Origin of the sequence: uncultured Gelidibacter sp. (assembly GCF_947500795.1) — a bacterium.
Classification (GTDB): Bacteria; Bacteroidota; Bacteroidia; order Flavobacteriales; family Flavobacteriaceae; genus Gelidibacter.
In genome coordinates, this window is the sequence record NZ_CANMTE010000001.1 from 132,210 (window position 1) to 152,353 (window position 20,144).

The window sequence follows — 20,144 nt, forward strand, 5'->3', positions numbered from 1 at the left end:
GCATCTTAAAAAAAAACAAATATTGTATCAAGCGCAATTCACCAAACCTATTAATCCAGTTTGTCCTGAGCGCAGTCGAAGGGCCAATCCGGGATTTTAGGATAGTTGTCAAAATAAATTCTATTATTTTAAATCCATCCTTTTCACCCTCAATTCCCCCACAAAAACACATTTCTCCCATTAAAGTTTAAATTCATTCTAAGGCTTCCTATCTTTGGACGCTGAACTTTTTACAATAAATCTATGTTTCTACTTACCATTGATGTTCTTGGAACCATTGCTTTCGCAATCTCAGGTGTATCTATAGCGATGGATAAAAGAATGGACGCCTTTGGTGTTTTGATCATTGCTTTCGTAACCTCGGTAGGAGGCGGTACCATGCGAGATGTCTTAATTGGTATTACGCCAGTAACGTGGATGACTAACATGACCTATGTTTATGTGATTTTTGGTGCGACCATTTTCACAGTTCTCTTCCGTCAAAAAATCAATTATTTACGTACTTCCTTATTCTTATTTGATACTATCGGAATAGCTCTTTACACGGTTGTAGGTATACAAAAAGGATTGGCGATAGGTTTGCATCCCATTATTTGCATTTCCTTAGGGACCATGACCGCATGTTTTGGAGGCGTGCTAAGAGATATGTTGTGTAATGAAATTCCTATCATATTCAGAAAGGAAATTTATGCAACTGCTTGTATTTTAGGGGGCATTGCTTATTTTGCTTTAAGTCAATTTCCTATTGAAGAAAATATTGTGTTTATGGTTGCGGGGGCTATCGTTATTACGGTGCGATTGATAGCCGTTAAATTCAAAATTAGTTTACCAAGCTTATATAAAGCATAAAAAAAATGCCACGCTTTAAAACGTGGCATTTTTATTAAAAATTAGATGTTCATTATTTTTTAGGAACCGGGAAACCTCTGTCTCTCATTAAGGCTTCAATCTTAGCATCACGTCCTCTAAACAAACGATACGCTTCTGCTGGATCCATAGAATTTCTTGGAGCGAATAGATAGTCTACCAATTTCTTAGCAACATCAGCATCGTAGAATCCTCCTGGAGCTTCCTTAAAAGCTTCCGAAGCATCACTCGTTAACACATCAGCCCACATATAGCCGTAGTATGCAGTAGCATAACCTTCACCGGAAAACACGTGACCAAACTGTGGCGTTCTGTGACGCATTACCAATTCTTTAGGCATTTTCAATTCCTTTAAGGTTTCACGCTCAAACTTAGCGATGTCGATATTTTCAGGATCAGCTAAATGCAATTTCATGTCAATCAATGCTGAAGCTAAGTATTCTGTAGTGCCAAAGCCTTGATTAAATGTTGATGCCTTCTTGATTTTTTCAACCAATGATGCTGGGATAGGCTCGCCAGTTTTATAGTGCACCAAGAATTGATTGATCACTTCATCCGTAGATAACCAACGCTCTAATAATTGCGATTGGAATTCTGTGTAATCTCTTACGCCACCGTTTAAGGTTGGGTATTTCACGTTAGAAGAGAAGAAGTGGAGTGCATGTCCAAATTCATGGAAAAATGTAGTAGCATCATCCCATGACACTAAAACAGGCTCACCAGGAGCTGGTTTCACGAAGTTAGAGTTGTTAGAAGCCAAAACGGTTTCATCTCCATCAAAAGTTGTGTGGCTTCTGTACGTAGTTGCCCAAGCTCCAGAACGTTTTCCTTCACGTGCAAACGGGTCTAAATACCATAATCCGATATGTTTTCCTGAATCCTTATCAGTTACTTCCCAAACTTTCACGTCGTCATGAAATACAGGAACTGATCCTTCAGCAACTGGCGTAAACTCATAGTTGAATAATCGTCCAGCAGTATAAAATAAAGCTTGGGTTAATTTATCAAGTTGAAGGTATTGTTTTACTTCTTCACTGTCTAAATCGTATTTTTTCTGACGTACTTTTTCAGCGTAGTAGCGGTAATCCCAAGGCTCAATAGTAATGTTGTCGCCATTGGCATTAGCCACAGCTTGCATATCAGCTACTTCTTCCTTAACTCTTGCAATAGCCGCTGGCCAAACAGCCATCATTAAATCCATTGCATTTTCTGGAGTTTTAGCCATTCTGTCCTGTAAGCGCCATTCTGCATAATTATCATAGCCCATTAAGCCAACACGCTCTTTACGAAGTTTTAAGATTTGTGCGATTAGCTCTTTGTTGTCATATTCGTCACCATTATCACCACGAGAATAGTAATTGTTCCACACTTGTTTGCGTAACTCACGCTCTGTTGAGTACGTCAAGAACGGATCCATTGAAGAACGCGTGTTGGTAATTGCGTATTTGCCATCTTGTCCTTTATCTGACGCTATTTTAGCTGCAGATTTTGTAAAAGATTCAGATAAGCCTCCTAATTGTTCTTTAGTCAAATACGTTACATAGTTCTCTTCGTCGTGCAATACATTGTTTGAAAACTTCGTGTAAAGTGAAGATAATTCCTTGTTGATTTCAGCATAGCGCTTCTTTTTCTCAGCATCCAAGTTGGCACCGTTCATTTCGAAGCTTTTGTAGGTTAAATCAACTACACGTTGTTGGTCTGCATCTAAAGGCGTGGTTTGTGAAGCATCATAAACTGCTTTTATACGTTGAAATAATTTCTCGTTTTGGGAGATTTTAGAATTGTATTCAGATAATTTAGGAGCTAACTCTGTTTGGATATCTCTAAACTCAGGAGAAGACATGTTGCTGCTTAAGATACCATAGTAGGTAAACACGCGGTCCAACTCTTTTCCAGAGCGTTCCATGGCAGCAATAGTGTTTTCAAAAGTTGGAGGTTCTGGGTTGTTGGCGATTTTTTCAATATCCTCCAAACCGAGTTCCATTCCTTTTTCTACAGCTTCCTTAACGTCCTTGACGTCCATTTTGTCAAATGCAGGAACACCGTCAAATGGGCCTGTCCATTCTTGTAGCAGAATGTTTTCATTATTAGCCATTGTGTCTTCTTTTTTTTCTTCGTCTTTACAACTGGTCGTAAAGGCAATTAGTGCACATAAACTCAAGGTTTTAATGTGTCTGAGGTTGTGTTTTGTCATTAGTATAAGTGTTGATTTTTAAAGTTTCCAAGATATTGAATTTAAGCCTCAATTTTCTTAATTAATTTATAATTTCCACGCTACGGATATAGATATTATTCAATGGCCATTCAGAGCCATCTGTTTCTTGGGAAGCAATTTTATCTACAACGTCCATACCGTCAATTACCTTTCCAAAAACAGTGTAGCTGCCATCAAGATGATGGGCGCCACCATGTTTTTGAACGATAAAAAATTGATAAGGGGAGGCTAGTTTGTGTGGGTTTTCAATTTCACTACTTGGCATACTGATGACGCCTCTGTCATGAACAAATCCGCGGTTTGTATCTGTTGGGAGTAAGTATTGACCGATTTTTTGCCGTCTTTCAGCAATAGATAGGTCGTCACTACTGCCGCCCTGAATAACAAAATTTTTGACAATGCGATAAAATTGGGTATTATCGAAATAGCGTTGTTTAGTAAGGAAGATGAAATTAGCACGGTGAAACTTGGTCTCATCAAACAGAAGAATGTCTATCGTACCAAAATCGGTGGTAATGCGGACCTTATTTTCTTTATGTTCTTTCTCATATTCCAGAAAGAATTCCATCGCATTTTTATCGGTGAGTTTAGGGTATTTGCGCTGGGGTTTTTGTGGTTCCTTTTTCTCCTCCACAATTGTTGAAGTGGTTAAGGAATCTGCTGCTGAATTGTTTGCTTTTTGGCGAGATTGTTTATCTTCACAGTTGAGAAAAACGAAAAATAAGCCAATGAACACTAAAATTCTCATGACTAAATGAATTTTGAAATATTTTTAAAATCTATCTCAAAAATAGAACATATTCCCCTTCCCGGGCAAGATTCACAGTTTAAAATGTCGCCTCCTTATCGTACCCAACTGATTCTTCAGCAACAAGAAGCCATGAAAAACGCTAAAAAAGCGGGGGTAATGGCCTTGTTCTATCCTGATGTTCAGCAAAACACCAAGCTGATTTTAATATTGAGAAAAACCTACAAAGGCGTCCATTCTGCACAAGTTGGTTTTCCTGGAGGCAAATTAGAACCTAACGATCCGTCGCTAGAATATGCTGCCTTACGAGAAACTTATGAGGAAATTGGTGTGCCATTTGGTGCCATAACCGTGTTACGACAAATGACCGAATTGTATATTCCGCCGAGTAATTTTACGGTATATCCCTTTTTGGGAGTCACAAATGAGACGCCAAAATTCCTTAAACAAGATGATGAGGTTGAAGATCTCATTGAGGTGACCTTCAATGATTTCATTAATGATGAATATGTTACATCGCAACGGATAATGACCTCCTTAAATAAGGAAGTTGAGGTTCCGGTATTTAAATTAAACGGACACACGGTTTGGGGGGCAACGGCCATGATGCTCAGTGAAATAAAAGACTTGTTGAAAATAGTAGTCTAAGTTGTGGTTTTTATTAAATTTGTTTTTTGGAATATGCTGAAGATTGATCATGTGTAACCAGTATATCATAATTCGTAAAAAGAAATAATGGGATTATTTAAGAAAAACCCTTTTGGACATATACTTTTTGTAAAAAAATGGCTCATCCGAATCTTGGGAGCCTTGACCCACAGACGATTTAGAGGCTTTAATGAGCTTCAAATTGATGGTTCTGAGATTATAAAAAATCTGCCGGACACCAATGTGCTGTTCATTTCCAACCATCAGACCTATTTTGCTGATGTTGTGGCTATGTTCCATGTGTTCAACGCAAGTTTGAGTGATCGTGATGATAATATTAAGAACATTGGGTATTTGTGGAATCCGAAATTGAACATTTATTATGTTGCTGCTAAGGAAACCATGAAGGCAGGCCTGTTGCCAAAAATATTAGCTTACGTGGGTTCTATTAGTATTGAACGTACTTGGAGAGCAGAAGGTAAGGATGTGAAAAGACAGGTTAAGATGAGCGATATTACCGCTATCTCTAAGGCTTTGGATGATGGTTGGGTGATTACCTTCCCGCAAGGTACTACAACCCCGTTTAAACCGATTAGAAAGGGTACGGCGCACATTATTAAACGCTATAAGCCAGTCGTTGTTCCTATTGTGATTGACGGATTTAGACGTTCCTTTGATAAAAAAGGGATTCGTATCAAGAAAAAGAACATTCTTCAATCTATGGAGATTAAGGCGCCATTAGAAATTGACTACGACAACGAAACAATCGATCAGATTGTTGAAAAAATTGAATACGCCATTGAGCAACACCCTTCTTTCTTAAAGGTGATTCCTCAGGAAGAAATCATGGCACAGCAAGAGTTGAACAAACTTCGTAAATGGAAAGTTGAAGAATAGAAATGCTAAAATTAGTTTAGCATTTCTAATTTTTTCAATTCTTTATAGTTTCTGTTCAATTTTCTAAGTAACAGGCCGTATATCAGCCAATAGAATAGTAGTAAGATTCCTGCAAAAACAGCAATTACACCAGCAACAATCAGTATGATCTTGGCGTAAAACATAAAGACATCGCCGTTGGCTGCTGCAATTTGAGCTTTGCTGATCATGGTTGGATCTTGATCCAATTCGATATATAAAACCGAAGCAAAGGAAGCTACCATAAAAATCAAGTTGAAAATCACGTAATTTTTGACTGTTTTCCTGGTCTTTAAAATATTCTCCATTAACACTTTCGCGCTGTCCGTCACAGAAATACGTCTGTAGTTTCTGTAAAACAAATAGAAAAAATAAGCTAAGATGATGTAGCCTGCTACGCTTAACGGTATGAGGAGGTAGTCTGAATCTAGTTTGTCAAAATTCTGTGTGCCTTTTGAGTCTTTAAAGATCAGCGCAAGGCTTGTCCAAAGGCCAAACTCCAATAAACTGATGATAAGCACCCATTTAACGATAGATGATGATCGTTTCAAGATCATTTTATATATGGCATTCGCAGAGACATGAGGATACTCGGTATCTTCTCTCTTCCAATGTTTTTTTAATAATTCTAATTCATCCATAAGATTACGGATTAAGTATTGTCTTTAATTTGTTTTTGATCCTGTTCATTTTCACTCTGGCATTAACCTCACTAATTCCTAAGGTTTCGCTTATTTCTCTATAATCTTTATCTTCTAAATAAAGGAAAACGAGTGCTTTTTCGATGTCATTCAGCTGCCTGACGGCATCATAAAGCAATTTTAACTGTTGTTCTTCAGTGTCGTCATAATCTTCAGCAGTAAGCTTGAATTGGTACGTGTCTAACTCATACGTATTAATTGTACGCTTGGATTTTCTATACAAAGTGATGGCTGTATTCAGACCAACACGATACATCCACGTGCTGAATTTTGCATCGCCTCGAAACTTCGGGTACGCTTTCCATAGCTGAATAGTGATCTCCTGAAACAAGTCATTGTGCGCCTCTCTATGGTTTGTGTAAAGTCTACAAACTTTGTGCACAATGTTCTGATGCTCCTCTAGCAACGCGACAAAATTATGTTCTAAATCTTTGTCCAAATCGGGTAGTTAGTTACAGTGTTAGTAGAGCGATCATGCAAATTGTTACAAGGATTATGATTTATTTTTTAAAAAATACTACTGATGATTTTTTTTTAAACTAAAGATTTAATTGTTAATAGTTAAAGAACTGATTTTAAACAATTTAAATTACTATCATAGATAAAAGCTATCGTTGTTTTAAGACTCCCAAGACGATAAAATATTGTGCTAAGCCGTACGTCAGCATGATGTAAATGGCAGAGAATTGTATCGGTGAGTAAAATTTATTCAGCGCTAAAATACTGTCGGATATCGCAAATAAAAGCGCTCCCGAAAATACTAAAATAAAACTTTTTTCAGGTACTTTTTTATGTCTTAAGTAGGATGTGATGACCATCATCAAAATGACCATCATGTAAATTATAACAGGAATTAACAAGTCGTTTAATCCATCTTTTAGGAAGTAGAAAAATCCTAAAGCGTAACCCAGTAAAATTAAAATGATGCCTAACGGATTTGTTTTTGGATTTCTATAGTTAAGAAAAACGAAGCAGTAAACTAAGTGCGCCAACAAAAACGCCACTAATCCTAACATGAAATAAATGGCTGATTGGTCATCAAACATTAATAGGATATCGCCCAATAATGAGAATGCAAGGGCGGCTAACATCATAATTCTTGTCTTTGACCCTAGACCTTTGCTTTGGCTATAAAAATAGAATAGCAAGCTTATAAGCAAGGATGGCTTAGTGATGTAATGCCATGTGGAAAGGTTTTCTACGCTGCCGCAGATAAGTTCGGTAATGAGTAGAAATGAAAAAATCAGTGCAAATAGTTTGTCGGTTTTGGTGAGCATGGGTTGGAATTTGGTTCTAAGATACTAAAAGGGCGGAATTCTTTATGCCCAACAATGATTCGTCATAGACTATTGACCGCTTTTCAATAAAATAAAGGATTAAATTCCAAAGTTCTAATATCTCAACTACGACGGATTATTATTCGAAGCGTTCTTTTCCTTGAGTTTCTCCAATTGTTCTTTCGCCTTTTCGAGCTGTTCCTTTGTGACTGGCTTGGGAAGTTGTTCTTTGGCGCGATCCGGTTCATAGGTCAATTCTACATACAAGGGGAAATGATCTGAATCGATGGAATTTCCAACAATTAAATCAGCCAATCGAAATTCTGGAGACACGAAAATATGGTCTAAAGGCCAGCGGAATAAGTGTTTGTTTGCATCGAACGTGCTGTAAAAACCACGTCCCACTCTTGTCAAGCAATTCGCCTGTGGCTTGGAATAAAAGTGTCGTTGGAGACCAGGCAACATCATTAAAATCGCCAATTACAATCACTGGAATTCTTGAATTACGCGCTAATTCTGATGTCATCATGAGTTCGGCATCTCTGTCCGTCGATAATGGGTTTTCCTGTGGCATTGGTGGTGTTGGATGTATGGCGTAAACCTGCGCAAGATCGCCTTGTGGTAAGCGTACCTTGGTGTGAATGGATGGGATGGAATCAGTCACCATGAATTTTACCTCCGGATTGACCAACTCTAATTTGGAGTACATCAAAATGCCATACGTATTGTCTAAGGGCAATTCTACCTTGTACTTGTAATCGGATGAAAGTGTTCTCACTATAGCGTCTCTCCAACGGTTGTTCGCTTCTGTGAACACCATAATATCTGCATCCAACTCTTTGATGATGTTTTTAAGCTCATCATCTTTCTCATTTTTCTGCAACACATTTGCCGTGAGTAGCTTTATTTTCGGTTGATTCTTATCGGTGGAAGCATCTAAGACTTCTTTATTATAAAAAGGAGTAAAGGGAACGATTTTAGCAAATTGGAAAATAAAACACGCTATCAGCAAAGTTATAAAGGCGTAATCTTTAATGTTTCTAAAATCGAATTTTATATAGTAAACCAAAATGGCGATAAACGTCAGGGAAGTCAATTGGATGTGAGGAAAATCGAACATTCGTATCCACCAATAGTCAGCAGGTATTAAGGGGATTAACGTGAAAACTATGGCAGTAATTCCAAATCCGATCAAGAATTTTTTTAGTAGCATATATTTTGTTTGCCTTGAAATTAATAATAAGTCACGTAAAAAACATGCTATTTTAAGATAAATGTTTTAGCGTTAAAGCTTTTGGCAATTGAAACACAATTGTTATTGTAGTTTTTAGAAATTGTGTAGAAAATCTTTTTATTATGAAAACGGTGTATCAAAATTGTATTGAAGCCTGCCAAAAGTGTTTGGTAGATTGCCAAAATTGCCTCATTGAAATGGCTGGCAAAAAGAGTATGAACGACTGTCCAAAATGTTGTGTGGAATGTATAGATGCCTGCTTGGTGTGTATAAAAATGATGTCCGCAAACAGTAATTTTGTGGCTGAATACTGTGAGTTGTGTGCTGAAATTTGCGACTGGTGTGCCGAGCAATGCAGTCAACACGATCATGCGCATTGTCAAAAATGTGCTGAATCTTGCAGAGCATGCGCTGAAGAATGTAGAAAACTAGCGGCTTAAATTCTTCTTAATCTTTATCTTTAATCTATGGCAATACTCGGAAATATCATTAAGGGATTCATTGATGTCAAAGAATCTTTTTCTTCGGAACACAACCCTGTAAAGGAACAACAGGAAGTTTTAAAAAAACTGTTATCAAAAGCTAAAGACACGGCCTTTGGAAAGCATTATGACTTTGAATCGATTTTAAATTCAGAAAATCCTGCGGAAACTTTTGCCAACACAGTGCCTTATTTTGATTACAATAAGATTCACGAAGAATGGTGGTATCGCTTACAGGATGGGGAGGAGGATGTGACCTGGCCTGGGCATCCAAAATATTTTGCTTTGAGTTCAGGAACTACCGGAAAATCGAGTAAACGTATACCTGTAACGGATGATATGATAGATGCCATCAAACAAACAGGTATCCAGCAAGTTTTTGCCTTGAGTAATTTTGATCTACCTGCAGATTTTTTCGAAAAGGAGATCATGATGCTAGGGAGTTCTACGGAGCTTAAGGAACACAATGACCATTTGGAAGGAGAAATTAGTGGAATTAGTGCTAGTAATATCCCGTTTTGGTTCAGATCGTATTACAAACCAGGAGAAGAGATTGCAAAAATTGACGATTGGGATGCGCGCGTACAGCGGATTGCCGAAAATGCAGAAAATTGGGACATTGGTGCCTTAAGTGGAATCCCATCGTGGATTGAACTCATGCTTCAAAAAGTCATCAGCCATCATAACTTGAACAACATTCATGAAATTTGGCCAAATCTTCAAGTGTATACGTCAGGTGGAGTTGCCTTTGGGCCTTATGAAAAAAGTTTTAATGCCTTATTAGGGCATCCCATAACGGTTATCGATACGTATTTGGCTTCAGAAGGATTTGTGGCATTTCAATCGAGACCAGAAACTAATGCTATGAAATTGGCTACTGATGAAGGGGTTTATTTCGAATTTGTCCCTTTTAAGCCAGAATATATCAATGAGGATGGATCTTTGGTTAAAGATGCGCCGTCAGTGACTTTGGAGAACGTAACAACTGATCAGGATTATGTGTTAATTATGAGTACCGTTAGTGGTGCTTGGCGCTATGAAATTGGCGATACGATTGCTTTTACAGATGTGGAACGCGCTGAAATTAAAATTACAGGACGCACCAAATTTTTCCTGAATACCGTCGGATCTCAGCTTTCTGTCAATAAAATGGACGATGCCATGAAGCATTTGGAGGAAGCCTTTTCAACAAAAATTCCAGAATATACGATTTGCGCCAAACGTTGTGAAGATGGCGAGTTTTACCATTGCTGGTATATTGGTTCGGAAGATCTTCTCAATGAAGAGGAGGTTGCCAATAGTATAGATGAATTCTTAAAGGAAGCGAATAAAAATTACAAAGTTGCTCGAAGTAAAGCCTTAAAAGGTGTTAGGGTTAAGGCAGTTCAGCCCACAGTTTTCCATGAATGGAGTGGTGCCAACAAGAAAAAAGGGGGACAGGTTAAAATGGAACGCGTAATGAACGAAGATAAATTTAAAGAGTGGGAGGACTTTGTTACTGAACAATAGATTCACTCTCCTTAGTTTCGGCATTCCTATGTTCAATCATGTCCATAATTTCTTCAGGAGATAAATAATATTTTTTTATCCGAAGTTTATAAGCTTCGTGAATGTCTGCGTTATTTAAAATGAAATCTTTCGTTTTAAGGATGTACTCTTCCATGTTATGCTGTACGGCATACGTGTCGGCAGCGCGTTCAGCCTCAACTATATGGTGGTCTGATAATAAATATCTAATTCCAAACCAAATGAGATTGAGTTTACTTCTATCTCTATAATCCATGATGTGTCCCAATTCATGGCCAATCCAACCTACTAAAATATCTGATGGAATATGCGTAGTTAAGAATTGTTTGTCGGCAATTTTAAATGATTCGCTGATAAGCACCACATAAGTTCTGTTTTTACGACTTTTAAAAAAACTGCCAAACGTAGGTCTGGCCTGCATGGTCGATTTCTTAATATGAGGTTTGAATCTAAATTCAATAGCCGTCTCGTTTAATTCTGGATAAAACTCAAGAGCTTTATTGATTTCCTTAGAGATGGAATTGGGTATGATATGTTGTGCGTTCATTGACGTAGTGAGGATTAAAAATAAATATAGAATATGTTTCATAGCGTAGAAACTTGAAAATACATTTATTTTAAAGAAAAAATCCAGGTTTTAATTTAAATTAACTAAAAAATGCATTCGGTTAAATTATATGTCGATTGAGGCAAACCCTTGGGCTGAATTAAAATATTTTTGAATACGGAAGCCTTAGAAATAGGTTTTCTCTGATCTTTTTTTTGCCCCCACTTTGAAAAAGACGGTTACTTGACCGTTTTTTTATGCCTAAGAATTTCTGGGCTTAATAGCATTCAAAACACTTCAAATAATGCCCGTTAAATTGTACATCATCTGAGCCTTTTAAAGGTGTCGTTGGGTATTCCTTTTCGTTTAATATCCGCTTAAAGGCCATGGCATAGTTGAGCAATTCATTTCTTCTACTTTTAAGTTTTGCCTCGATAGTTTTGCCGTCCAAATCATAAATTTGAGGTGGCCACTGGCGTAGTGCTTTTTCAATTACAGTATCCGTTAAAAGCTGTTGGAGTTTCTGTGCTTCTTCTATAAATACAGATTCTGGAGTGCTTTTCAAAAAATAAACATCAAAATCATGGATCAGTCCAGGCATGTAATCGATGTCCGATTGAAACGGGCGCATTTCCGGAGTTACGTTTTTATTGGCGATAATAGTAGGAATAACGCCACTAATATTAAAAAATGCGTTGTCCCTATCAGCCGGTAGCGGAATTGCAATTTGACTGTCTCCATTTTCCTTTATAATCCAGCCCCATTGTTTAGCATGTCGGTCCCAATCTCCAATAACCAAATCGAATAAGCGCGCTCTTACAAGTGCGTGTTCGTCTAGCTTTAGGGCATCACCCCGTTCTAATTTTAGTTCTTGTAAGTCGTCTGTTTCTATAATTTTGCTAACATTGTCAACGCTTGTCCAATTGGTCCCGCTTTCCGTTTCATGTTCAAAAACAAAGACCTTGTTGCCGTAGTTTTCATTAAACTCCTTTAAAGATGCTTGTTTCGGAATGAAATATATTTTGGGATTTGTATGTTGAATTTGAGCGGCATCAGCTAAAATTGCCACAACGGTAGCGGCATAAGGATGTTGTGCTGAAATGCCATCTACAATAATATTTTCTAGCCCCAGGGTTTTAGCAAATTCAGGCACTAGCGGTGCTGGGGTTTTATTGATGCTTCTTAGAGTGTATTTATTTCCAATACTATCTTCAAGTTTTAAAGATTTGGTTTGATTGCCGCCGCCTTCTTTTACAACAGTCAATCCGCCTAATAACGTATCCAAAAACGCGATTTTCACTTTAATAGGCGTAGACCATGCCTCACGGTAATGCTCGCCTTGCATTATCTTTTTTAAGTCGTTTGCCTCATACAGCGTACTGGCAGCAATAGTTAGTGAATCATGTTCTTTAAAATTAATATGTTCTATGTTTTTTGGTCCGACAATAGTTGAGGTTTTGTAATCCTCAGGAGTGCTATTTAATGACCAATAAATTAGGATGATAAAAAGGACGAGTATCGCGCCTAAAATTATAATGATTTTTTTCATGAAGTGAGCTTTTGACTATTTCTAAGTTGGTATAACAATGCTATGTCCAACATTAAAAATATGTTTTTACTTAGTTTTTATTTTCTTTGCGCCATTTGATATTACATCCAATACTTGGCTTTTGGTTTTGTGGTGGCGATTGATTGTTTAAAAGTAAATTGATTGCATTAGCCATATCTTCTCCGGTAACAGGAATACTATTTCCTGGACGTGAACTATCTAATTGCCCTCTATAAAATAATTCTAATTTCGAATCAAAGAGATAAAAATCCGGGGTACATGCAGCATCATACGCTTTTGCTACACTTTGGGTTTGATCATATAGGTATGGAAAAATATAACCTTCTTCAATTGCTGTTTGTTTCATAAACTTAGGCGCGTCTTGCGGGTAATTTTCCACGTCATTACTGGAAATTGCTACAAATTCAATACCCTTAGATTTATATGCCTTGGCGAGCTGGGTAAGTTTGGCATTTACATGTTTTACAAAAGGGCAGTGGTTACAAATAAACATAATGACTGTTCCTTTTACGCCTTTGCACATGTCCAGCGTAAGCATTTCATCGCTCACGATATCCAGTAGTTCAAAATTAGGAGCTTTCGTGCCCAGGGGTAACATATTTGACGGAGTGTCGGCCATAAGTTTATTTTTTTATCTTGTAAATTATTAAGAATATAAAGTATGGAAAAGATAATAACTTTTGAGGAGTTCACCAAAGTCGATTTGCGTGTAGGAACGATAATTGAGGTCAAAAACTTTCCTGAGGCACGAAATCCCGCATATCAGTTAATAATTGACTTCGGAGCCCTCGGCATCAAGAAATCTTCAGCCCAAATTACAACGCTTTACGCTAAGGAAGATTTGTTGCATAGGCAGATTGTTGCGGTGGTCAATTTTCCAAAAAAGCAGATTGGGAAATTTATGAGCGAATGCCTAGTGGTTGGCGCGGTAAAAGAACGGGATGTTTTTTTGTTACATCCAGAAAAGCCCGTTAAAAATGGGTCGGTAGTAGTATAAAGTGTATTGTTGGCGAATTATTTTATGCCATCGATTACTTAAGGGATAAAAAATGAACAACCCAAAGTTTTGCAGTTTGCTACAAAGCTTTGGGTTGTTTCATGTGATGAAATGGATTTGGATTAAAGCTCTTCCCTAAAAAAGATAGCGTTCATCATTAATTTATTTGTTCCAAACCAGAATGCTCTAAAGTTAGTGTTATCCGTAAATGCAACTACTTTGCCTCGTTTTAAACGTTGCATTTGGTAAGGCACGCTCAACGCCAAACTATCCAAATTTGGTTTGGATACATAACCGCTCAGCAATGGGTTTTTAGTGTACTGAATTGGGTTGTTATAACTCTGTTTGTCGGGATTAATAAATATAGTGGTGCCTCTAAACATCGGTAGTTTGTCATTTTTGTATCCAAAATTAATAGGGTGGGAGCGGTCTAATTTTGCTTCAAAAATGGCACCGCCAATTACTTGAGCGCCATTATAGTCGCTGCGGTCTTCAAAAGTTACATTCTTAGCAATGCGTTCGGATTTTTTAAAATCTAGCTTCATAAGTTTATTGGTATCGAACCATTTTACAGCATTTTCAAATCCAATGAGCGTCCCACCATTTTCAACCCACGCGGTTAATTTTTCGGCAGCACTTTTGCTGAGATTGGCGCTTGGTAGGATGATGGTGTTGTAACGGCTTAAATCAGCGCGCTCTAAATTATCAGTATCCAATTTTGTTAAGGTCATGTCATAACGTTGATCGAGCAAATGCCATATTTCTCCAGCGTCATAAGGTGATACACCACGGCCTACAATTAATGCTACTTTTGGTTGAGAAAGCGATCTGAATTGATTGCTGCCCAAATCAATTCCTTGGGTCAATCCAGTAGAAACGGCATCTAATTGCACATGTCCTTCTTTTGCCAAGTCATTTAAAAAGGTGTACAATTCATCGCTGTTTTTCGATTGATTTTGAACAGGAATCATAATTGTGCCATAATCGTACGCTTTACCGTTAGCGGTAAATTGCTTCATGGCGACTTTGGCGCGTAAATCGTTTTTTAGAATTTGATTAAGGACTTTTGGCGTGTAATACTCATGCCATTCCATTAAATAAGCATAATTGCTCTTTGCTGAAACTTGGCCAACTTTCATTTTTAAATCGGTCACTTGCGCGCCCATATACGAGGTTGAAATGCCTTCAGCATAATCTAAATTGAATGCCAATGGTAAAGTCCAAGCGGAAATGTCGTAAAACAAACTGTCTTGAAAAGTGATGCGTTTTTCAAACATGGCATTAATCAAGCGCGTGTTTTTTTGATTTTTAGGAATGACATAACTATAGCCTTTTTTGAATTTTTTACCGTCAATAGTAGTATCATCCTTAAGTTCGTACAATTTGATTTGATGTCTTCTTAAGATTTCTGCTAACTCAAAAGTTTTCGCAGCATCTTTTTCATCGCCAAAAACTATGGTTTTAGCAGATTCTTTCTTGGCTTCAGCACGTGCATTTTTGAAGAAATCATGTTGGTATTTTAAAATGTCTTCGCGCATGATTTTTGCTGCTTCCAAAGTAGAAAGTGCCGCGGTAAACTGATTGCGAATGGTAAATGGAAATGTTATCAATCCGTTGTCACTTTCCTGAACATGGCCTCTAGAACTTGCTTGTTCAAAAAGAATACCGATGCCGCCATTAATATCTGGAAACGTTGATCCTTTCCCGTAAAAGAAATCATCAAAACTTTCCTCTGTATAATAGAAAGACCCAATTTTGTCCAGTGCTTTCGCATGGAAATCTCCAATACGCTTGGTCAGTTCTTGATTTAATGTTGGTGTTAACGGATGTGTTCTGCTAGGGATTCCTGGTTGAAAAAAGAAAGTGGAGTTGGTACCCATTTCATGATGGTCAGTTAAGATATTTGGTAGCCATTTATGGAATGTTTCTAATCTGACTTTAGATTCCGGAAGTTGTACGGGCAACCAATCTCTATTCATGTCAAACCAATAATGGTTGGTTCTACCGCCAGGCCAAACCTCAGAAAACTCACGATCATTAGGGTCAGGATTTAAGTTTTTGCTTCTGTTGGAATTCGCCCAATAAGAGAATCGCTGCAATCCGTCAGGATTGAATGAAGGATCAAAAAGAATAATCATGTTATCTAACATCTCTTTAACCTCGCTACTTTCTGCGGCAGCGAGATAATAAGCTGCCAAAAGTGCTGCGTTAGAACCACTTGGTTCATTGCCGTGAATTGAAAACCCTTGATTGACTACAACAGGCATGGTGCTAACGTTTACAGAAGCATTATCCTCTGTAGCAGCAATATGTTGCTCACGGATGGCATCAATGTTTTGATGGTTTTTTGGGGACGTAATGGTCAATAAAATGAGCGGTCGGCCTTCAAAGGTAGTACCTCTATTTTCGAGTGTGATTCTATCGGAACTTGCCGCTAACGCTTTCATGTATTCTACAAGTTTGTCATGCGTAACATGCCATTCGCCAACCTCTTGTCCAATAACCGATTGAGGTGTCGGGATGGTTTGGTTATAACTTGTGTTTTGCGGTAAATAATACGATAAGTCAGTTTGCTTTTGGCCAAATATGAAACAAGACCATAAAAAGAGGAGCGTGTACAGAAATTTCATAAGTAGATATTATAAAAAGTGTTTGGTTAGTTGAAATTTAAATATAAAAAAAACCGCTCATAATGTAGCGGTTTTAATGGTGTTTTATGTGCTTTCAGATTAGATATCCTCAAAATTGATATCTGTAAATTTCTCTGTAGATTTAAGTGGCTCTGAAATTAAATCAACTTCTTCAGAATCAAATTCATCCTTTTTGAAATCTTTTTGATGGCGCTCGCTGATTACTTCATCACCTTTTTCATTAATGACATAATCTGTCATTTCTTTTAAAATCTCATTGAATTCGCTAAAATCCTCTTTGTAAAGATAAATTTTATGTTTTTTGTAGTGAAAAGAACCGTCGTCATTGGTGAATTTTTTACTCTCTGTAATAGTAAGGTAATAATCTCCAGCTTTAGTGGCTCTAACGTCAAAAAAATAGGTTCTTCTTCCTGCGCGCAATACTTTAGAGAATATTTCCTCTTTCTCCATCATTCCGTGATCACTCATAGATTTTTATTTTTATTAGTAACAGTTTACGTACCAAAAATCTAAAAAAAAAGAATAGTAACCAACAATTTCTGTTATTTCTTTTCAGTTAGTTTTCAGAAATGTGTTACAATGCTTTAAATGATTTTGGAGCAAGGGTAGAAGGCATTCTATCCGCCTTAGCTATAGCTGACATAACACAAACAATAGAGGTTTGCTTGATAGGTTTATCCGAAAAAAAATAATTGGTATTCTTTATACTTCTTAATGATTTTCAGTAAGCTGTTTGATGTAAAGTTCTTTGTAATAACCATCAACATCAATGAGCGAATCATGTGAACCGGTTTGAATAATCTTCCCGTCTTCCAACACAATAATTTTGTCCGCACTTTTAGCTGAAGAAACTCTATGACTCACGATAATAGTGGTTTTGTCCTTAGTGATCGTTCTCAGGTTATTCAGGATTTTCTCTTCTGTTTCAGTATCTACGGCAGATAAACAATCGTCAAACAACAGAATCTGTGGAGCCTTTATAATGGCTCTCGCAATAGAGATACGCTGCTTTTGTCCGCCAGAAAGTGTAATCCCACGTTCGCCCAAAACAGTATCATAACCTTTAGCAAAACCTTTAATGTTTTTATGGACATCAGCGTTTTTGGCAGCGTTTATGACTTCTTCTTCAGTGGCATCTTCTTTTCCAAACATGATGTTGTTTCTAATACTATCGGAGAACAGGAACGCTTCCTGTGGCACGTAACCCATATTGTCCCTTAAACATGTTAAATTAAGATCGGCAATTGGAGTGTTGTCAATTTTAATTTCTCCTGAAGTGACGTCGTAAAGTCGCCCAATAAGATCTAAAATTGTCGATTTTCCAGAACCTGTTTTGCCAATTATAGCCATCGTTTCCCCTTTGTCAAGTTTAAAACTGACGTTGTTAAGCGCTTGGATATTGGTGTCTGGATATGTGAAAGAAACGTTTTTGAATTCAATTTCACCCTCAATATGAGAAGGATTAGGATTGGTGTTTTTTATGGTTGGTTCCTGTTTTAAGAACTCATTGATACGCTTTTGGGAAGCTTCGGCTTGTTGTACCACAGAGGTCACCCAGCCAACAGTGGCTACGGGCCAAGTTAAAAGGTTGACATAGATTATGAATTTAGCAATGACGCCTAAACTTTCAATTTCGCCATCAATATATTGTTTGCCTCCAATGTAAATAACGATAATGTTACTAAGCCCGATTAAAAAAATCATCAAAGGGAAAAATAACGCTTGAATTTTAACCAAGGCAATATTTTTTTGTCTGCTTTCCGCAGATAATCTGTCAAAATCAGCATTGGTACCACCTTCTAAACCGTATGATTTGATAACGCTAATACCGCTGAATGTCTCTTGACTAAACGTAGAAAGTTTGGAAAGCCATTGCTGAACAATTGTACTGCGCTTATGGATCGATTTACTTAAAATATAAATAAAATAGGAGAGAATAGGTAATGGGATGATGGTATACAATGTTAATGTAGGCGCAGAATTGAACATTAATATCAGCGCAATGATAAAAAGCGTTGCAGTATTGATGCTGTACATTAAAGCAGGGCCCGCATATTCCCTCACTTTTCCAACATCTTCACTAATTCGGCTCATCAAATCTCCGGTGCGGTTAGATTTATAAAAATCTAAGGATAACCTTTGGTATTGCTGATACACTTCGTTTTTTAAATCGTATTCAATCTCGCGAGACACATATATAATGGTCTGACGCATCAAAAAAGTGAAAACGCCCCCAATGACGGCAGCGCCAACGATATAAAGAATATTAATGAGTAATTCCGTTTTAACGACACCAATATCTGTGGTGATACCTTTTCTATAATTGTCAATAACATCTACAGAATTTCCCACCAATTCCGGTGTAAATAGAAGGAAAATTCGTGCAACAATCGTAATTAAAATACCTGCAAGCAACTTATAGCGGTACTTATAAAAGTATTTATTGACGTGTTGTAACTCTTTCATATGTAATAGCAGACCGTTTTGTATTGATAATATGATAATTTAGGGGCTATATCCTTGCTATAACTCTATTATTGATTTATTTTTGAGCTTAGTTTTTAGATAATCTAAAAACCCCTGAATAAATTTAAAATATATGAATTCAAAAGTTATAAGTACTAAGGAACTTGCAAAGGCAGATCCTGTCTTTGGACAACTTTCTTTTGATGATCACGAACAAATTGTTTTTTGCAACGACAAAGATACTGGTTTAAAAGCAATAATAGGTATTCATAATACGGTTTTAGGACCAGCTCTTGGTGGTACTAGAATGTGGAATTATGCTAATGAATGGGAAGCATTAAATGATGTATTGAGGCTCTCTAGAGGGATGACTTTTAAATCAGCTATTACTGGCTTGAATTTGGGGGGTGGAAAAGCCGTTATTATTGGGGATGCTAAAACCCAAAAAACACCTGAATTGATGCGTAAATTCGGTGAGTTTGTACACTCCTTAAGCGGTAAATATATTACGGCTGAAGATGTTGGGATGACCACTGAAGATATGGATACGGTAAGAGAAGTGACGCCTTATGTTACTGGAATTTCCGAAAGTAAAGGTGGCGCAGGCAATCCATCTCCAATTACAGCGTATGGTGTTTTTATGGGAATGAAAGCTGCCGCTAAATATAAATTTGGCTCCGATGTTTTAGAAGATAAATCAGTATTTGTACAAGGTATTGGTAATGTTGGCGAAGCTTTAGTGGAACACTTGGTAAATGAAGGTGCAAAAGTGACCATTACAGATATTAGCCAAGAACGCATGGAAAATGTGAAAAGTAAATATGGTGTCACTATATATACAGGTAATGATTTTTATAGTGAACCTATGGATATTTATGCGCCTTGTGCACTTGGAGCTACCATAAATGATGACACAATCAATAAAATTAAAGCGAAAGTTATTGCAGGTGCGGCTAACAACCAATTAGCTGAAGATAGACATGGAGTAATGTTGCAAGAAAAAGGAATTGTATATGCTCCGGATTTTCTGATCAACGCCGGAGGCATCATTAATGTCTATGCTGAACTTGAAAACTATGGTAAACAAGAGATAATCCGTAGAACGGAAAATATATACAATACAACTTTAGAGATCTTAGAGCGTGCGGCAACAAATGGTGTTACAACTAATGTGGCAGCGGTAAATATTGCTAAAGAGCGTATTGCAAAACGAAAAAGCGAAGATTCAAAATAAGGTAATATATCTTAGAAATTTGTTTTGAAGTTATAAATTAATACTATTTTTGCAGGGCGAAAAGT

At 37.2% G+C, this 20,144-nt stretch carries 19 protein-coding genes and 1 pseudogene; 7 read left to right on the forward strand and 13 right to left on the reverse strand.

Going from position 1 to position 20,144, the window contains the following annotated elements; genetic code table 11:
• Nucleotides 1-243 precede the first annotated feature (243 nt).
• A complete protein-coding gene (locus Q0947_RS00595; protein WP_299390119.1) occupies nucleotides 244-849 on the forward strand; it encodes a trimeric intracellular cation channel family protein in 606 nt (201 codons plus the stop codon).
• 52 nt (nucleotides 850-901) lie between these two features.
• Here Q0947_RS00595 and Q0947_RS00600 read toward each other — a convergent pair whose 3' ends face one another.
• On the reverse strand, nucleotides 902-3,061 hold the full coding sequence (locus tag Q0947_RS00600) for a M3 family metallopeptidase (RefSeq protein ID WP_299390122.1): 2,160 nt from the start codon (nucleotides 3,059-3,061) through the stop codon (nucleotides 902-904).
• 61 nt (nucleotides 3,062-3,122) lie between these two features.
• Nucleotides 3,123-3,830 carry a peptidylprolyl isomerase gene (locus tag Q0947_RS00605; RefSeq protein WP_299390126.1) on the reverse strand — a complete coding sequence of 236 codons (708 nt, stop codon included), beginning with the start codon at nucleotides 3,828-3,830 and terminating at the stop codon, nucleotides 3,123-3,125.
• Nucleotides 3,831-3,836: 6 nt separating this feature from the next.
• Here Q0947_RS00605 and Q0947_RS00610 point away from each other — a divergent pair, with 6 nt between their 5' ends.
• Both Q0947_RS00610 and Q0947_RS00615 read left to right on the forward strand, forming a co-directional pair.
• Nucleotides 3,837-4,478 (forward strand): CoA pyrophosphatase, encoded by a 642-nt coding sequence (locus Q0947_RS00610; RefSeq protein WP_299390129.1) that lies wholly within the window; start codon nucleotides 3,837-3,839, stop codon nucleotides 4,476-4,478.
• A gap of 87 nt (nucleotides 4,479-4,565) precedes the next feature.
• The gene (locus Q0947_RS00615) at nucleotides 4,566-5,375 is read left to right on the forward strand and encodes a lysophospholipid acyltransferase family protein (RefSeq protein WP_299390132.1); all 810 of its coding nucleotides are present in this window, start codon (nucleotides 4,566-4,568) and stop codon (nucleotides 5,373-5,375) included.
• 11 nt (nucleotides 5,376-5,386) lie between these two features.
• Here the strand turns inward: Q0947_RS00615 and Q0947_RS00620 are convergent, their stop codons facing one another.
• The 5 genes and pseudogenes from Q0947_RS00620 to Q0947_RS00640 all read right to left on the reverse strand — a co-directional run.
• Nucleotides 5,387-6,034 (reverse strand): hypothetical protein, encoded by a 648-nt coding sequence (locus tag Q0947_RS00620; RefSeq protein WP_299390135.1) that lies wholly within the window; start codon nucleotides 6,032-6,034, stop codon nucleotides 5,387-5,389.
• Nucleotides 6,035-6,038: 4 nt separating this feature from the next.
• Nucleotides 6,039-6,533: a sigma-70 family RNA polymerase sigma factor gene (locus Q0947_RS00625; protein WP_299390138.1), complete on the reverse strand. Its 495-nt coding sequence runs from the start codon at nucleotides 6,531-6,533 to the stop codon at nucleotides 6,039-6,041.
• 169 nt (nucleotides 6,534-6,702) lie between these two features.
• Entirely contained in the window at nucleotides 6,703-7,371 is a 669-nt protein-coding gene (locus Q0947_RS00630) for a lysoplasmalogenase (RefSeq protein WP_299390141.1), read from the reverse strand.
• A gap of 126 nt (nucleotides 7,372-7,497) precedes the next feature.
• Nucleotides 7,498-7,704, reverse strand: a complete 207-nt coding sequence (locus Q0947_RS00635; RefSeq protein ID WP_299390144.1) for a hypothetical protein — start codon at nucleotides 7,702-7,704, stop codon at nucleotides 7,498-7,500.
• Nucleotides 7,705-8,584 (reverse strand): annotated as a pseudogene (locus Q0947_RS00640) (endonuclease/exonuclease/phosphatase family protein); the annotation flags it as partial. It lies immediately after the preceding gene.
• A 299-nt stretch (nucleotides 8,585-8,883) separates the two neighbouring features.
• On the opposite strand from Q0947_RS00640, the gene Q0947_RS00645 reads away from it, so the two are divergent.
• Entirely contained in the window at nucleotides 8,884-9,045 is a 162-nt protein-coding gene (locus Q0947_RS00645; RefSeq protein ID WP_299392721.1) for a four-helix bundle copper-binding protein, read from the forward strand.
• A 27-nt stretch (nucleotides 9,046-9,072) separates the two neighbouring features.
• Nucleotides 9,073-10,596: a GH3 auxin-responsive promoter family protein gene (locus Q0947_RS00650; protein WP_299390149.1), complete on the forward strand. Its 1,524-nt coding sequence runs from the start codon at nucleotides 9,073-9,075 to the stop codon at nucleotides 10,594-10,596.
• Here Q0947_RS00650 and Q0947_RS00655 read toward each other — a convergent pair.
• The 3 genes from Q0947_RS00655 to Q0947_RS00665 all read right to left on the reverse strand — a co-directional run bounded on the left by Q0947_RS00655 (nucleotide 10,583) and on the right by Q0947_RS00665 (nucleotide 13,350).
• Nucleotides 10,583-11,203: a hypothetical protein gene (locus Q0947_RS00655; RefSeq protein ID WP_299390152.1), complete on the reverse strand. Its 621-nt coding sequence runs from the start codon at nucleotides 11,201-11,203 to the stop codon at nucleotides 10,583-10,585. The genes Q0947_RS00650 and Q0947_RS00655 overlap by 14 nt on opposite strands.
• A 235-nt stretch (nucleotides 11,204-11,438) precedes the next feature.
• Nucleotides 11,439-12,710: a hypothetical protein gene (locus Q0947_RS00660; RefSeq protein WP_299390155.1), complete on the reverse strand. Its 1,272-nt coding sequence runs from the start codon at nucleotides 12,708-12,710 to the stop codon at nucleotides 11,439-11,441.
• Nucleotides 12,711-12,780: 70 nt separating this feature from the next.
• Nucleotides 12,781-13,350 carry a thioredoxin family protein gene (locus Q0947_RS00665; protein ID WP_299390158.1) on the reverse strand — a complete coding sequence of 190 codons (570 nt, stop codon included), beginning with the start codon at nucleotides 13,348-13,350 and terminating at the stop codon, nucleotides 12,781-12,783.
• Between the two features lie 42 nt (nucleotides 13,351-13,392).
• Here Q0947_RS00665 and Q0947_RS00670 point away from each other — a divergent pair, with 42 nt between their 5' ends.
• Entirely contained in the window at nucleotides 13,393-13,728 is a 336-nt protein-coding gene (locus tag Q0947_RS00670; protein WP_299390161.1) for a tRNA-binding protein, read from the forward strand.
• Nucleotides 13,729-13,850: 122 nt separating this feature from the next.
• On the opposite strand, the gene Q0947_RS00675 is transcribed toward Q0947_RS00670, so the two are convergent.
• From Q0947_RS00675 to Q0947_RS00685, 3 genes are all read right to left on the reverse strand, one after another.
• On the reverse strand, nucleotides 13,851-16,358 hold the full coding sequence (locus tag Q0947_RS00675; protein WP_299390164.1) for a M14 family metallopeptidase: 2,508 nt from the start codon (nucleotides 16,356-16,358) through the stop codon (nucleotides 13,851-13,853).
• Between the two features lie 99 nt (nucleotides 16,359-16,457).
• Nucleotides 16,458-16,847 (reverse strand): PUR family DNA/RNA-binding protein, encoded by a 390-nt coding sequence (locus tag Q0947_RS00680; RefSeq protein WP_299390167.1) that lies wholly within the window; start codon nucleotides 16,845-16,847, stop codon nucleotides 16,458-16,460.
• Nucleotides 16,848-17,090: 243 nt separating this feature from the next.
• Nucleotides 17,091-18,845, reverse strand: a complete 1,755-nt coding sequence (locus Q0947_RS00685; protein ID WP_299390170.1) for an ABC transporter ATP-binding protein — start codon at nucleotides 18,843-18,845, stop codon at nucleotides 17,091-17,093.
• A 133-nt stretch (nucleotides 18,846-18,978) separates the two neighbouring features.
• On the opposite strand from Q0947_RS00685, the gene Q0947_RS00690 reads away from it, so the two are divergent.
• Nucleotides 18,979-20,079 (forward strand): Glu/Leu/Phe/Val dehydrogenase, encoded by a 1,101-nt coding sequence (locus tag Q0947_RS00690; protein ID WP_299390173.1) that lies wholly within the window; start codon nucleotides 18,979-18,981, stop codon nucleotides 20,077-20,079.
• The last annotated feature ends 65 nt before the right edge of the window (nucleotides 20,080-20,144 follow it).

Excerpts from the sequence above, each read along its gene's own strand:
- Q0947_RS00685 (WP_299390170.1), bottom strand. The coding sequence starts at position 18,845 with ATGAAAGAGTTACAACACGTCAATAAATACTTTTATAAGTACCGCTAT.
- Q0947_RS00650 (WP_299390149.1), top strand. The coding sequence starts at position 9,073 with ATGGCAATACTCGGAAATATCATTAAGGGATTCATTGATGTCAAAGAA.
- Q0947_RS00680 (WP_299390167.1), bottom strand. The coding sequence starts at position 16,847 with ATGAGTGATCACGGAATGATGGAGAAAGAGGAAATATTCTCTAAAGTA.
- Q0947_RS00605 (WP_299390126.1), bottom strand. The coding sequence starts at position 3,830 with ATGAGAATTTTAGTGTTCATTGGCTTATTTTTCGTTTTTCTCAACTGT.
- Q0947_RS00615 (WP_299390132.1), top strand. The coding sequence starts at position 4,566 with ATGGGATTATTTAAGAAAAACCCTTTTGGACATATACTTTTTGTAAAA.
- Q0947_RS00690 (WP_299390173.1), top strand. The coding sequence starts at position 18,979 with ATGAATTCAAAAGTTATAAGTACTAAGGAACTTGCAAAGGCAGATCCT.
- Q0947_RS00660 (WP_299390155.1), bottom strand. The coding sequence starts at position 12,710 with ATGAAAAAAATCATTATAATTTTAGGCGCGATACTCGTCCTTTTTATC.
- Q0947_RS00595 (WP_299390119.1), top strand. The coding sequence starts at position 244 with ATGTTTCTACTTACCATTGATGTTCTTGGAACCATTGCTTTCGCAATC.
- Q0947_RS00670 (WP_299390161.1), top strand. The coding sequence starts at position 13,393 with ATGGAAAAGATAATAACTTTTGAGGAGTTCACCAAAGTCGATTTGCGT.
- Q0947_RS00610 (WP_299390129.1), top strand. The coding sequence starts at position 3,837 with ATGAATTTTGAAATATTTTTAAAATCTATCTCAAAAATAGAACATATT.
- Q0947_RS00630 (WP_299390141.1), bottom strand. The coding sequence starts at position 7,371 with ATGCTCACCAAAACCGACAAACTATTTGCACTGATTTTTTCATTTCTA.
- Q0947_RS00645 (WP_299392721.1), top strand. The coding sequence starts at position 8,884 with ATGTCCGCAAACAGTAATTTTGTGGCTGAATACTGTGAGTTGTGTGCT.
- Q0947_RS00620 (WP_299390135.1), bottom strand. The coding sequence starts at position 6,034 with ATGGATGAATTAGAATTATTAAAAAAACATTGGAAGAGAGAAGATACC.
- Q0947_RS00600 (WP_299390122.1), bottom strand. The coding sequence starts at position 3,061 with ATGACAAAACACAACCTCAGACACATTAAAACCTTGAGTTTATGTGCA.
- Q0947_RS00655 (WP_299390152.1), bottom strand. The coding sequence starts at position 11,203 with ATGAAACATATTCTATATTTATTTTTAATCCTCACTACGTCAATGAAC.
- Q0947_RS00665 (WP_299390158.1), bottom strand. The coding sequence starts at position 13,350 with ATGGCCGACACTCCGTCAAATATGTTACCCCTGGGCACGAAAGCTCCT.
- Q0947_RS00675 (WP_299390164.1), bottom strand. The coding sequence starts at position 16,358 with ATGAAATTTCTGTACACGCTCCTCTTTTTATGGTCTTGTTTCATATTT.